Source organism: Halomonas saccharevitans (assembly GCF_032333995.1).
Classification (GTDB): Bacteria; Pseudomonadota; Gammaproteobacteria; order Pseudomonadales; family Halomonadaceae; genus Halomonas; species Halomonas saccharevitans.
Map to the genome: position 1 here is coordinate 252,050 of NZ_JAVXUR010000002.1, position 12,699 is coordinate 264,748.

The window sequence follows — 12,699 nt, forward strand, 5'->3', positions numbered from 1 at the left end:
GGAGAGACCATGACGACGGCTGACGAACGCCGCACGCCGGAATCGGCGCTGCCCTTCTTCGGGGTGGCGCTGGCGTTTCTGATCACCATGCTGGGCACCACTTTGCCCACGCCGCTGTATCCGGTCTATCAGACGCGCTTCGATTTCTCTGCGCTGACCATCACGGTGATCTTCGCCGTCTATGCGCTTGGGGTGATGGGCGCCCTGGTGGCGACCGGGCGCTGGTCGGATCAGCTCGGCCGTCGTCCGATGCTGGGGGCCGGACTGGCGGCAGCGGCGGCGAGCGATGTGATCTTCCTCGCGAGCGACGGCCTGCATAGCCTGCTGGTCGCCCGCTTCATCTCGGGGGTGTCCGCCGGCATCTTCACGGCGACCGCCACGGTGGCGGTGATGGAGCTGGCGCCTCGGGCCTGGCCGCGACGGGCGGCCTTCCTGGCCACCGCGGTCAACATGGGCGGCCTGGGGCTGGGGCCTATCCTTGCCGGCCTGCTGGTCGAATACCTTCCCTGGCCGCTGCGCCTGGCCTATGGGGTGCATCTGGCACTGGCCGCGCTGGCGGTACTGGTGATTCTCAAGGTGCCCGAAACCGTGAACCGCCCGGCGCGGCCGAGGCTAAGCCTGCAGCGGCTGCAGGTGCCGGACGAGGTCCGCGGGCTCTTCTTTCCGGCGGCGATCGCCGGGTTCGCCGGCTTCGCCCTGCTGGGTTTCTTCACCGCCACGGCGCCCGCCTTCATGATCGGCGTACTCGGGCATGACAGCCTGGCGCTGTCGGGGCTGGTGGCCGGGTCGGTGTTCTTCGCCTCGACCCTCGGCCAGCTCCTGCAGGAGCGTTTCCCGGCGCCCTGGCGGCTACCGCTCGGCTGTGCCGGGGTGATCCTCGGCGCCTCGCTGGTCGGCGTCGGCATCGGCCTTGGCTCGCTGGCCGTCTTCCTGCTCGGGGCGCTCGTCGCGGGCACCGGCCAGGGCATGGCCTTTCGTGCCGGCCTAGGCGCCGTCGTGCAGGCCAGTCCCGCCGACCAGCGCGGCGGCGTCGCCGCGACCTTCTTCATCGTCGCCTACATCGCCCTGTCGATCCCGGTGGTGGGCATCGGGCTGGCGGCCCGCGCCTTCGGCCTGGCGACCGCCGGCATGGGATTCGCCGCTGGCGTGGCACTGCTGGCGGCCATCTCGCTTGCGAGCCTGCTGTGGATCAGGCGTCGCACGCCGAAGGCCGACAGGAAGCGTCCGGCCTGAACGCACCACGCCGGGCGAAGGGCCCGGCGTGGTGCGTAAGTAAAGTGTCGTGGCGTCGCGAGGCGCCTGACGCGGCGTTATTCGATGTTTTGGATCTGCTCACGCATCTGCTCGATCAGCACCTTGAGTTCCACGGCACAGCGAGTTGTCTCGGCGACCACCGACTTCGACGACAGGGTGTTGGCCTCACGATTGAGTTCCTGCATCAGGAAGTCCAGGCGGCGCCCCACCGGGCCGGGCTGGCCGAGCTGGCGCTCCACCTCGGCGACGTGGGTGGCGAGGCGGTCGAGCTCCTCGTCGACGTCGGCCTTCTGGGCGAGCAGCAGCAGTTCGGCCTCGAGTCGCTGGGGGTCGAGCTCGGCGCGGATGGACGCGAGCCGCTCAAGCAGCTGCGCGCGCTGGCGCTCGAGAATACGCGGCATCAGCCGGCGCGCCTCGGCCACCTGCTCGTTGACCGCGGTGAGGCGCTCGCGGATCAGCGCGGCGAGCTTCTCGCCCTCCCGAGCGCGGCCGGCGATCAGGTCGTCCAGGGCGGCCTGGAACAGCGTCAGGGCCTCGCGCTTGACGGCCTCCAGGTCCGGGGCGCGCCGCTCGAGCACGCCCGGGTGATCGAGCAGGCGCAGGGCATCGGGCATGGCGGCATCGGGCACGCGCTGGCGCACCTCCGCCAGGGTGATGGCCAGGGCGTCGAGGCGGGCCCGGTCGACGCTCGGCTCGGCCTCGTCGCCGGAGGGCTCGAAGCGCAGGGTGCACTCGACCTTGCCCCGAGCCAGGCGCGTGCGCAGCGCTTCGCGGAAGGCCGGCTCCAGGTCGCGCAGCGCCTCGGGCAGGCGAAAGTGCGGCTCCAGGTAGCGCTGGTTGACCGAGCGCAGCTCGAGCTGCAGGCGGCCGGACTCGCCGTCGTGCTCCTGACGTGAAAAGGCGGTCATGCTCTGAACCATGGGGCCTCCCGATAGAACGCGTGGTGTGCAGGGCCCGCAGTGTACCCGATTCCGCGGCCAGACCGTGTCGCCCAGAGCGTGTAGAATGGCCGCCATTCCACGGGTGTCTTCCCGTCATCTTCCCGATTCAAGAGAGCTGCCATGACCTCGGAGATCCGGCGTCCCAGCGGACGCGCCGCCGACCAATCCCGCGACATCCGCCTCACCCGCGACTACACGCGCCACGCCGAGGGCTCTGTACTGGTGGAGTTCGGCGACACCAAGGTGCTGTGCAACGCCAGCGTCGAGGCCGGCGTGCCGCGCTGGCTGCGCGGCAAGAAGCAGGGTTGGGTGACCGCCGAATACGGCATGCTGCCCCGCGCCACCCACTCCCGCAGCGGCCGCGAGGCGACCCGCGGCAAGCAGGGCGGCCGGACCCTGGAGATCCAGCGGCTGATCGGCCGCTCGCTGCGCGCGGCTGTGAACCTCAAGAAGCTCGGCGAGTACACCATTACCGTCGACTGCGACGTCATCCAGGCCGATGGCGGCACCCGCACCGCGGCCATCACCGGCGGCTGCGTGGCGCTGATCGACGCCATCCGCTACCTGCAGCGCGAGAAGCTGATCAAGGCCGATCCCTTCCACCAGCTGGTCGGCTCGATCTCGGTGGGGCTCTACAAGGGCGTTCCGGTGGTCGACCTGGACTACCCCGAGGACTCCAGCGCCGGTACCGATATGAACGTGGTGATGGCCGAGGGCGGCGAGCTGATCGAGGTGCAGGGCACCGCCGAGGCCGGCACCTTCAGCCGCGCCGAGCTCAACGCCATGCTCGACCTGGCCGAGAAGGCCGGCGCCGAACTGTTCGCCCACCAGCGCGAGGCGCTGGGCATTCGCGGCTGAGTGGCATATTCGCTGTAGAAATGTGCCGACGACAGGCTGAAGGAGGTCCTGCGCCAGGGATGGCGCCGGTAGCGCCCAGGGACGGGTTCACAGCGCCTCCGGAAGGCCTGTCAGGCGGCTGAGCCCTTGGTCAGGTCTCTCCCACAAACGCAGCGCGCCGGCCCGAGGGCCGGCGCGTTGCGTTCCGGGCGGGCCGGAACGGCGACGAAGGGAGCGGGCTCAGAGCGTCAGGTCGTACTCGACGATCAGCGGCGCGAACTCCGAGAAGGTCGCGTCGTAGTCGATCCAGGCGTCCACCACGTGGCGGCGGAAGTTCGGCCCGACGATCTGGTAGTCGATGCGCCAGCCCTCCTGGCGGGAGCGCGGCACCTCCTGGTCGAGCTTCGGCCACCAGGTATACTCGCCGGCGTCGCGATTGATCTCGCGGAAGGTGTCGATGAAGCCGGTGGGGCCGAAGACCTGATCCATCCAGGCACGCTCCTCGGGCTTGAAGCCGGGCGTGGTCTGGTTGTCGGCCCAGTTCTCCAGGTCGATGGTCTTGTGGGCGATGTGCCAGGAGCCGCAGATGATGTACTCGCGGCGCTTGCGGGCCATCTTCGACAGGTACTCCTGATACTGGGCCATGAAGGCCTGCTTGGCGGCGTAGTCGCTACCGTCGGGCATCAGGAAGCTGGCGATGCTGAAGCGGTCGTAGTCCGCCTGCAGGAAGCGCGCCTCGTGGTCGCACTGGGGGAAACCCAGGCCGTACATGATGGCCTTGGGGATCTGGCGGCAGTAGAGGCCGACCCCCGAGAAGCCGTCCTGCTCCGCGTCGAGGAAATAGCCCTCGTAGCCTTCCGGATAGAGGATGCTATCGTCCAGCTCGAAGCTCTTGGCCTTGAGGTTCTGCACGCAGACGACGTCGGCATCCTGGTTGGCCAGCCAGTCGAGGAAGCCCCGTCCGACCGCTTCGCGGATGCCGTTGACATTGATGGTGGCGATTTTCATACGTGGTCCCTTTTGCGTCGCGCGTGTATGATACCCGACGTTTCGACGTTTGGGTAAATGGCGTCAGTCGATAAACGTGATAGGAGGCTCCGTGGCGGACCCGCGCACTACATCGTCCCTGCAACCCTACCAGCAGGCATTCATCGAGTTCGCCATCGAACAGGGTGTGTTGCGCTTCGGCGAATTCACCCTCAAGTCCGGCCGCGTCAGCCCCTATTTCTTCAATGCCGGCCTGTTTCGCACCGGCCGCGCCCTGGCCGAGCTGGGCCGCTTCTACGCCCAGGCCATCGCCGACAGCGAGCTTGAGATCGACGTGCTCTTCGGGCCCGCCTACAAGGGGATCCCGCTGGCCGCCACCACCGCCGTGGCGCTGGCCGACCACCATGACCGCGACCTGCCCTACGCCTTCAACCGCAAGGAGGCCAAGGCCCACGGCGAGGGCGGCAACATCGTCGGCGCTTCGCTTTCCGGGCGCATCCTGATCATCGACGACGTGATCACCGCCGGCACCGCGATCCGCGAGGTGATGGGCCTGATCGACGACGCGGGCGCCAAGGCGGCGGGCGTGGTGATCGCCCTGGATCGCCAGGAGCGCGGCCGCGACGAGGACGACCCGCGCAGCGCCATCCAGGAGGTCGAGGCCACCTATGGCATGCCGGTGGTCAGCATCGTTACCCTGGACCTGGTGCTCGAGTACCTCGAACAGCATGCCGGTGAGGCGCTCAAGGGCCACGCCGAGGCGATTCGCGCCTACCGCGACCGCTACGGCGTGTCCGGCGACTGAGGCCCGGCGGCGCGATGTCCGCGCCAGGCGATCCCTTCCTCGGGCCCCGCACGGGGCCCGAGCGCGTTGTACGCCCTTACTATCAGGAGCCGTTGATGCTTGACGTGGTGCTCTACCAGCCCGAGATCCCGCCCAATACCGGCAACCTGATCCGGCTCTGCGCCAACACCGGCTTCCGGCTGCACCTGATCGAGCCGCTGGGCTTTACGCTCGACGACAAGCGCCTGCGCCGCGCCGGGCTCGACTATCACGAGTGGGCGCGGGTGCGCGTGCATGCCGACTGGGCCGCCTTCCTCGCCGCCGTGGCGCCCGGGCGAGTCTTCGCCGTCTCTACCCGGGGGCGCACCGGCTATCACGAGCCTGGCTATCGCGAGGGCGACGCCCTGGTGTTCGGCCCCGAGACCCGCGGCCTGCCCCAGACGCTGCTCGATGCCTTGCCCGAGGCCCAGCGCCTGCGTATTCCGATGCTGCCCGACAGCCGCAGCCTGAACCTCTCCAACGCCTGCGCGGTGGTGGTCTTCGAGGCGTGGCGCCAGCTCGAGTTCGTGGGGGCCGGCCTTCCGGGCGCCGGGCTTCCGGGGGCCGGCCATCCGGGGTCGGCCCCTTACGAGGCCGGCACCTTCGAGGCCGATCATCCGGCCATCGACCCCCACGCGCCTGCGAGGAATGCCTGATGTCCACGTCCATCAAAACCCGGGTCGCCGGCCTCAATCCCCGCCAGCAGGAGGCCGTGCGCTACATCGACGGCCCCTGCCTGGTGCTGGCCGGGGCGGGCTCGGGCAAGACCAGCGTGATCACCACCAAGATCGCCTACCTGGTGCAGGAGTGCGGCATGAGCGCCCGGCGCATCGCCGCCGTGACCTTCACCAACAAGGCCGCCCGGGAGATGAAGGAGCGCGTGGGCAGCATGCTCAAGGGCAAGGAGGGGCACGGCCTGACCGTCTCCACCTTCCACACCCTGGGGCTCAACATCATCCGCAGCGAGCTCAAGGCGCTCGGTTACCGGCCGGGCTTCTCGCTGTTCGATCCGGAGGATGCCAAGGCGCTGCTGCGCGACCTGATGAACAAGGATACCCAGGTCGACGCCGACCAGATCAACGCCGTGCAGCAGCAGATCTCCCAGTGGAAGAACGACCTGCTGCTGCCGGGCCAGGCGCTTTCCCACGCCGAGGACGACGACGAGCAGTACGCCGCCCGGGTCTATGAGGCCTATGTGCGCCACCTCAAGGCCTACAACGCCGTGGACTTCGACGACCTGATCCTGCTGCCGGTGGTGCTCTTGCGCGACGATCCCGAAGCGCTGGCTCGTTGGCGGCGCAAGATCCACTACATGCTGGTGGACGAGTATCAGGACACCAATATCAGCCAGTACCTGCTGGTGCGGCTGCTGATGGGCGAGCGCTCGACCTTCACCGTGGTCGGCGATGACGACCAGTCGATCTACGCCTGGCGTGGCGCGCGTCCCGAGAACCTGGTCACCCTGGGCGAGGACTTCCCGCGCCTGAAGGTGATCAAGCTCGAGCAGAACTACCGCTCCACCGGCACCATCCTGCGCGCCGCCAACACCCTGATCAGTAACAACCCTCACGTCTACGACAAGACCCTGTGGTCGGAGATGGGCGAGGGCGCGGCGATCCGCGTGGTGGTCAATCGCCACGAGGAGGCCGAGGCCGAGCGGGTGGCCAGCGAGATCCTCACCCGGCGCATCAAGGAGTCCGCCGAGTGGCGCGACTTCGCGGTGCTCTACCGCGGCAACTTCCAGGCCCGGCTGCTGGAGCTCAAGCTGCAGCACTACCAGATTCCCTACAAGCTCTCCGGCGGCACCTCCTTCTTCTCGCGCAACGAGATCAAGGATGCCATGGCCTACCTGCGCCTGCTGATCAACCCGGCCGATGACAACGCCTTCCTGCGCATCGTCAACGTGCCGCGCCGCGAGATCGGCCCGAGCACCCTCGAGAAGCTCGCCAACTACGCCAACGACCAGGCCAGCGGGCGCTCGATCTCGCTGTTCGCCGCCTGCCACGAGCTGGGCCTCGCCCAGCAGCTGCCGGAGCGGGCGATGGACCGCCTCGCGCGCTTCACCCACTTCATCGACGGGGTGCGCCGACGCATGGATCAGGGCGACGCCATCGAGGCCATCCGCAGCATGCTGCACGAGATGGACTACGAGGCCTGGCTCTATCAGAACGCCAGCGCTCCGACCATCGCCGAGCGGCGCATGGCCAACGTCTGGATCCTGATCGATCAGCTCGAGAAGTCCATGAACCGCGATCCCGAGGACACGGCCAGCGAGGAGACCGAGACCGACGACGTGGAGGCGGCGATCTCGCGGCTGGTGCTGCGCGACATCCTCGAGCAGCAGGCCGAGGAGGACGACTCCGACCGGGTGCAGCTGTTGACCATGCACGCCTCCAAGGGGTTGGAGTTTCCGCATGTCTACCTGATGGGCCTGGAGGAGGATCTGCTGCCCCACCGCAACGCCGTGGAGGCGGGCACCGTGGAGGAGGAGCGTCGCCTGGCCTACGTGGGCATCACCCGGGCCCGGCGCACCCTGACCATGACGCTGGCGCGTCAGCGCAAGACCTATGGCGAGATGATGGACTGCACGCCCAGCCGCTTCCTCGACGAACTGCCGGAGGGCGATCTCGAGTGGGAGGGGCGCGCCGACCGGGAGGATCCGGAGAAGAAGCAGGCGCGGGGCAAGGACGCCCTGGCGGGGATCCGCTCGCTGCTGGGCTGAGACCGGGCTGATGAAACCGGTTTGAAAGGCGGGGGCCGGCCACCGACGGCCGGTCCTCCAACGCAAGCGGGGCGCCCAAGGGCGCCCCGCTTGCGTTTCCGTGACCGGAGGTTTACTGCACGGCGCCGACCATATGGTCGACCGCCGCCTGCACTTCGGCATCGGAGAGCGACATGTTGCCGCCCTTGGCGGGCATGGCGTTGAAGCCGTTGATGGCGTGGCTGTAGAGGGTCTCGGTGCCCTTCTCGAGGCGCGCCGCCCAGGCCTCGGCGTCGCCCTTCACCGGCGCGCCGGCCGCGCCGGTGGCGTGGCAAGCCATGCAGGCGGTGTTGTAGATCGCCTCACCGTCGATGCCGGCCGTGGCGGCCTCGGCGCTGGTCTCGCTTGCGCCCTCGGCACTGGCTTCACCCTCGGTGCTGGCCTCGCCACTTGCCGAGGCGGACTCGCCGCCGCTCTCCTGAGCGGGCACGTCCATGACCGGCTCGACCAGGTGGGCCACTGCGGCCTGGACTTCCTCGTCGGAGAGGCTCGGGTTGCCGCCCTTGGCGGGCATGGCGTTGAAGCCGTTGACGGCGTGGCTCACCAGGGTCTCGAAGCCCTTGCCGGTGCGCTCGCTCCAGGCGGCCTCGTCGCCGCGGATCGGGGCGCCGGCGGCGCCGGTCTCGTGACAGGCCATGCAGACGTTGTTGTAGATGCCGGCCCCGTCGATGGCGCCGCCTGCGGAGGCACTGCTGTCGCCGCCGCTGGCGGCGGCCATGGCGGTGCCGCAGTCCTCGCCCTGCAGGCAGAGCTCACCCACCGGCTTCAGGCGTTCCGCGATGGCATCGTGCGCCGCGTCGTCCTGTGCAACGGCCATGCCTGTGCTCAGGCCAAGGGCGGCCAGGCACCCCATGATCAGCTTGCTGGATTTCACTCTCACCACCTCTCGACGGTCCTGTCATCGGAATCACGCTCGGCATCACGTCAGACGGTGGACGCCACGGCGCGCATATATAGTGGGCGACAGTATACCGGCATCGCCAACGCCTGGAAAATCCCCCCGGATCAAACCATGCTCGGGGCCGGAAGGGAGGGCGGCTGGACAGCGCTCCGGTGGGCGGGTAGGATAGCGCCCGCCTGGCACCCATCGCCAGGCCGTGCGCCCGTAGCTCAGTTGGATAGAGTATCGGCCTCCGAAGCCGAGGGTCGCAGGTTCGAATCCTGCCGGGCGCGCCACGAATTCGAGGGCCTACGACACCGTCGTAGGCCCTTTTCGTTGTCGTGGGGCTTTTTGTCGCGGAATAGCCTTTCTTGTCGCGGGATAGCCTTTTGTCGTCGACGTCCTGACGGGCATGGCCTCAGGCCCCGAGGGAGCGCCCGCCCTCGCTCTCCTCGCGCAGCGCGATCAGCGTCGGCTTGAGATCCTCGCCCAGCGACTCGACGGCGGGCCGGGCGAAGTAATAGCCCTGCTGGTGTGTGATGCCCAGGCGCGCCAGCCACAGGGCCTCGTTCCGCGTCTCGACTCCTTCGGCGATCAGCAGCAGGCCCAGGGCGTCGCCCAGCCCCTTCACCGCGCGGATCAGCGCCTGTCGCCGGGTGTCCTGATCGCAGCCCATCACCAGCTCGCGATCGATCTTCAGGCGGTCGGGTTTCAGGTCGGTGAGCAGGTCCAGGTTGGCATAGCCGTTGCCGAAGTCGTCGAGCGCCGTGGTGAAACCCATGGAGCGGTAGCTTTCGATGATTCGATGCAGGTGGCGCCGGTCGCTGACCCGTTCCGTCTCGGTGAACTCGAAGACCAGCCGGTCGGTCGGCCACCCCACGCGCTGGCACACCTCGAGGGTGGCCTGGATGCACGCCTCGGGCTCGTAGACCGCATTGGGCAGGAAGTTGATCGACAGTTTCTGGTGCAGCCCGAGTCGGCTGGCAAGCTCGATGGCGCGCACGCGGCAGGCCTGGTCGAAGCGGTAGAGCAGGTCGCCGTTCACCTGGGAGAGCACGCTCCAGGCTGACTCCCCGCCGGGGCCCCGCACCAGCGCCTCGAAGGTGGTGACGCACGCCTCACGGATATCGACGATCGGCTGGAACGCCATGGTGAAGTCGAAGGGCAGCTCTCCCTCGCAGCGTCCACAGTGCCCCTCTACTCTTGCGCAGTGGCTCATATGTTGTCCTTGGTGTCTGGTGCCGGGGCGTCAGGAATCTCGGGTGAGCAGCAGCTCGACCCGGCGGTTGGCGGCGCGCCCGGCGCGGGTATCGTTGCTTTCCAGCGCCTGGGTATCGGCGTAGCCGATGGCCCGCAGGCGCGCTTCCGAAAGGCCGCTCTTGACGAGGTGGCGCAGTACCGAGATCGCGCGGTCGGTGGAGAGCTCCCAGTTGGAGGGGAAGCGACGCGTGGCGATGGGCACGTTGTCGGTATGCCCCTCGACCGAGATGCGACCGTCGAATGTCTGAAGTGTCTCCACCATGCCCTGCAGGACCCGGCGCCCGCCCTCGGTCAGGCGCGCCTGGCCGCTGGCGAACAGCAGGTTGTTGTCGATGCGTAGCGTGATGCCGCCCTTGCCCTCGGCGACGCTGACGCCCTCCATCTCGAGTCCCTTGAAGCGCGGCTGCAGGCCGTCGTGGCGGGGTTTCAGGCCGGCGGCCTGGGGCGCCATGCCGCCGGCGACCGCCAGCGAAGCCGAGTACGCCGCGGGTGACACGGCCTGGCCGCCGTACTGGCTGCCGCTCTCGGCCAGGCCGTTGCCCGCCATCGAAAGCAGCAGCACGAACAGCGTGATCAGCAGGGTCAGGACGTCCAGATAGCTCATCAGCCAGCTTTCGCCGTCGCTTTCTCCCTGGCCGGCAGGGCTGAGCGCCTCGCTGATGTCCTGGTTATGCATGCTGGCCCTTCTCGCCCCGGTCCTTCCCGCCTTGCTCCTGCTCAGCGCTATTGCGAAGTTCGGCAGGGGACTGCGGGTCGCGGATCTCATCGTGGTAGTTGGCGACGAAGGAGTTGAGGGTCTCCTCGATGAAGGAGGGCAGGCGTCGCTTGGTGATCAGCGAGATACCCTCGAGCACCATGTTCATGGCGATTAGCCGCTCTTCGGTGCGCCGCTCGAGCTTCACGGCGATCGGCTTGAACACCAGGTTGGCCAGCAGGATGCCGTAGAAGGTGGTGAGCAGCGCCACCGCCATGCGCGGACCGATCACGTGCAGGTCCCCCGCCTCCATGACCTCCAGCATGTTCACCAGACCGACCAGGGTGCCGATCATGCCGAAGGCCGGCGCGTAGGTTGCCATGGTGCGAAAGATCTGGGCCTCGGCATGTTCCCGCGCCTTGAGCCGGGAGATCCGCCAGCGCAGCAGATCGAAGATCTCCTCCTCCTTGGTGTTGGCGATCACCAGCTGGATGCCGGTGCGCAGGAAGGGGTTGCGGGTGTGCTCCAGGGCCTTTTCCACCGAGCGCACGTCCCCCTTGAGCCACAGCCGGGAGAGGTCGACCAGCTCCTTGATGTCGTCGCGGATATAGGTGTTCTCGCGCCGGAAGACGATGGCCACCAGGCGCACGACCCGCAGCACCTCCTTGAGGGGGTAGCTGATGAAGGTGGCCGCCAGCGTGCCGGCCACGACGATGGCGAGCCCCGGCAGGTTGATGAAACTTTGCGGGGACTCGGCGGTGAAGAACAGGACGCTGGCGAGGAGCACGCAGCTGGCCAGTATGCCGATCAGTGTCGATGGGTTCATTCTCGGCTCCGGACCGTAAAGGGTGGGGGAAATAGAGAGATTATCGGACGCCGCGCAGGATACTTTAATCTTGCCGCATCGCAGCACGCACAGTCCTTCGGCGGGGTGATATTCTTCGCATCATAAAATCTAATGTTGGTGGTTCTCCACCATCTGTTTGCCAGGCATCAGTCGCAGGGAGTGAAAGCGCATGACAGGCCAGGGCGTGACGGAGCGTTTCACCATCGCACTGCATCCGATTCACGATGCCGACTACCGCCATGTGGCTGATCGGCTCGTCTATCAGCTCCATGATGAGGATGACGAGGACCCGGTCGGCCACGTGGCGAGGGCGCTGAGTGCGGTGCTCTATGAGCTGGATGAGCATCGACGGCTGGACTCGCGAGCGCTTCACATCGAGCTGCCCGGCGAGTGGCTGATGCGCCCGGAGCTCTTGCCGACGCCGCCGGAGCAGATGATCATCGGCCTGCCGGCGAGTCTCGAGATCACCCCGGCGGTGATCGATCGCCTCGCGCGGATCGCCGAGCGGAACTACCGCATCGCCGTGCCCGACCCCGTGGGCCATCCCATGGAGGCCGAACTGCTGGCCATCGCCGACATCGTCGAGATCGATGCCTCCGTCCCGCTCGATCTCAAGCGCCTGCACGCCCTCAAGGCGCGGGGGCATCGGCTGCTGGCGGAGCACATCCAGGATCATGAACGGCTCGAGCAGTGCCTCGAGGCCGGCTGTGACCTCATCAATGGACGCTATCTTTCTCAGCCGCAGTATCAGGCCTCTCGGCCGCGGGGTCGGCACGGCAATCGTGCCGCCCAGATGCGGCTGATCAACGAGCTCTATCGCGAGGACGCCGACCTGCTGCGCCTCCACGACCTGCTGCTGCAGATGCCCCATCTGCACGTCGCCATCCTGCATCGCGCCAACTCGAGCCATTTCGGCCAGCGCCAGCCGTCGTCGGATCTCAGGCGGGCGATGCAGGTGATCGGACTCAACGAGCTGCGCCGACTGGTGATGACGATGTCGCTGGCCGGCAACCTGCCGTCATCGCGAATCACGGTGCGCCTGGCGCTGATCCGAGGCTTCATGTGCCAGAACCTGGCCGAGCCCTTCCGCAACATCGATCCCGAGGACGCCTTCACCACGGGCCTGTTCTCGATGATGGGGGCCCTGCTCGAGGAGGATCAGGCGACGCTGCTGGCCCGGGTGCCGCTTTCCGACGTCGTTAAGCGCGCCCTCGCGCGCCACGAGGGGCCCATCGGCGCCGTCCTGGCGATCTGTGAGGAGCACGAGCGCGAGCCCCGCGAGCATCCCCCCGAACATCCGGCCGAACGGCTGCAGGCCTGCTATCTCGATGCCCTGGAGAAGACCGCGGCGCTGATGGGGCGACTCTAGGACCCCTGGCGATCGTCTCCGGCCCCTCGCCTCCTGCCTCTCAAGG

At 67.8% G+C, this 12,699-nt stretch carries 11 protein-coding genes, 1 tRNA gene and 1 pseudogene; 7 read left to right on the plus strand and 6 right to left on the minus strand.

All coding sequences use genetic code 11. From position 1 onward, the window contains the following. Window positions 1-9: 9 nt before the first annotated feature. Window positions 10-1,233 carry an MFS transporter gene (locus RSO68_RS06645; protein WP_315585885.1) on the plus strand — a complete coding sequence of 408 codons (1,224 nt, stop codon included), beginning with the start codon at window positions 10-12 and terminating at the stop codon, window positions 1,231-1,233. Between the two features lie 77 nt (window positions 1,234-1,310). On the opposite strand, the gene RSO68_RS06650 is transcribed toward RSO68_RS06645, so the two are convergent. Continuing rightward, complete coding sequence (locus RSO68_RS06650) at window positions 1,311-2,174, minus strand: YicC/YloC family endoribonuclease (RefSeq protein ID WP_315585886.1); 864 nt, start codon at window positions 2,172-2,174, stop codon at window positions 1,311-1,313. A gap of 141 nt (window positions 2,175-2,315) precedes the next feature. On the opposite strand from RSO68_RS06650, the gene rph reads away from it, so the two are divergent. Further along, entirely contained in the window at window positions 2,316-3,053 is a 738-nt protein-coding gene (gene rph / locus RSO68_RS06655) for a ribonuclease PH (protein WP_089848096.1), read from the plus strand. Between the two features lie 219 nt (window positions 3,054-3,272). On the opposite strand, the gene RSO68_RS06660 is transcribed toward rph, so the two are convergent. Continuing rightward, complete coding sequence (locus tag RSO68_RS06660; protein ID WP_089848094.1) at window positions 3,273-4,040, minus strand: exodeoxyribonuclease III; 768 nt, start codon at window positions 4,038-4,040, stop codon at window positions 3,273-3,275. Between the two features lie 91 nt (window positions 4,041-4,131). Between RSO68_RS06660 and pyrE the strand changes: the two genes are divergently transcribed. The 3 genes and pseudogenes from pyrE to rep all read left to right on the plus strand — a co-directional run bounded on the left by pyrE (window position 4,132) and on the right by rep (window position 7,564). Next, on the plus strand, window positions 4,132-4,824 hold the full coding sequence (gene pyrE / locus RSO68_RS06665) for an orotate phosphoribosyltransferase (RefSeq protein WP_315585887.1): 693 nt from the start codon (window positions 4,132-4,134) through the stop codon (window positions 4,822-4,824). Window positions 4,825-4,919: 95 nt separating this feature from the next. Further along, a pseudogene (trmL, locus tag RSO68_RS06670) lies at window positions 4,920-5,393 on the plus strand (tRNA (uridine(34)/cytosine(34)/5-carboxymethylaminomethyluridine(34)-2'-O)-methyltransferase TrmL); the annotation flags it as partial. Between the two features lie 104 nt (window positions 5,394-5,497). Next, complete coding sequence (rep, locus tag RSO68_RS06675; RefSeq protein WP_315585888.1) at window positions 5,498-7,564, plus strand: DNA helicase Rep; 2,067 nt, start codon at window positions 5,498-5,500, stop codon at window positions 7,562-7,564. A 112-nt stretch (window positions 7,565-7,676) separates the two neighbouring features. On the opposite strand, the gene RSO68_RS06680 is transcribed toward rep, so the two are convergent. Continuing rightward, window positions 7,677-8,420, minus strand: a complete 744-nt coding sequence (locus RSO68_RS06680; RefSeq protein WP_315585889.1) for a c-type cytochrome — start codon at window positions 8,418-8,420, stop codon at window positions 7,677-7,679. A 282-nt stretch (window positions 8,421-8,702) separates the two neighbouring features. On the opposite strand from RSO68_RS06680, the gene RSO68_RS06685 reads away from it, so the two are divergent. Continuing rightward, a tRNA-Arg gene (locus tag RSO68_RS06685) sits at window positions 8,703-8,779 on the plus strand. 122 nt (window positions 8,780-8,901) lie between these two features. On the opposite strand, the gene RSO68_RS06690 is transcribed toward RSO68_RS06685, so the two are convergent. From RSO68_RS06690 to RSO68_RS06700, 3 genes are read right to left on the minus strand one after another with little or no spacing between them, the layout of a single operon-like run. Continuing rightward, complete coding sequence (locus RSO68_RS06690; protein ID WP_315585890.1) at window positions 8,902-9,702, minus strand: EAL domain-containing protein; 801 nt, start codon at window positions 9,700-9,702, stop codon at window positions 8,902-8,904. Between the two features lie 30 nt (window positions 9,703-9,732). Next, window positions 9,733-10,419, minus strand: a complete 687-nt coding sequence (locus RSO68_RS06695) for an OmpA/MotB family protein (RefSeq protein ID WP_315585891.1) — start codon at window positions 10,417-10,419, stop codon at window positions 9,733-9,735. After that, window positions 10,412-11,263, minus strand: a complete 852-nt coding sequence (locus RSO68_RS06700) for a motility protein A (protein WP_089848084.1) — start codon at window positions 11,261-11,263, stop codon at window positions 10,412-10,414. Before RSO68_RS06700 ends, RSO68_RS06695 begins: the two co-directional genes overlap by 8 nt. 190 nt (window positions 11,264-11,453) lie before the next feature. On the opposite strand from RSO68_RS06700, the gene RSO68_RS06705 reads away from it, so the two are divergent. After that, a complete protein-coding gene (locus RSO68_RS06705) occupies window positions 11,454-12,653 on the plus strand; it encodes an EAL and HDOD domain-containing protein (RefSeq protein ID WP_315585892.1) in 1,200 nt (399 codons plus the stop codon). Window positions 12,654-12,699 lie beyond the last annotated feature (46 nt).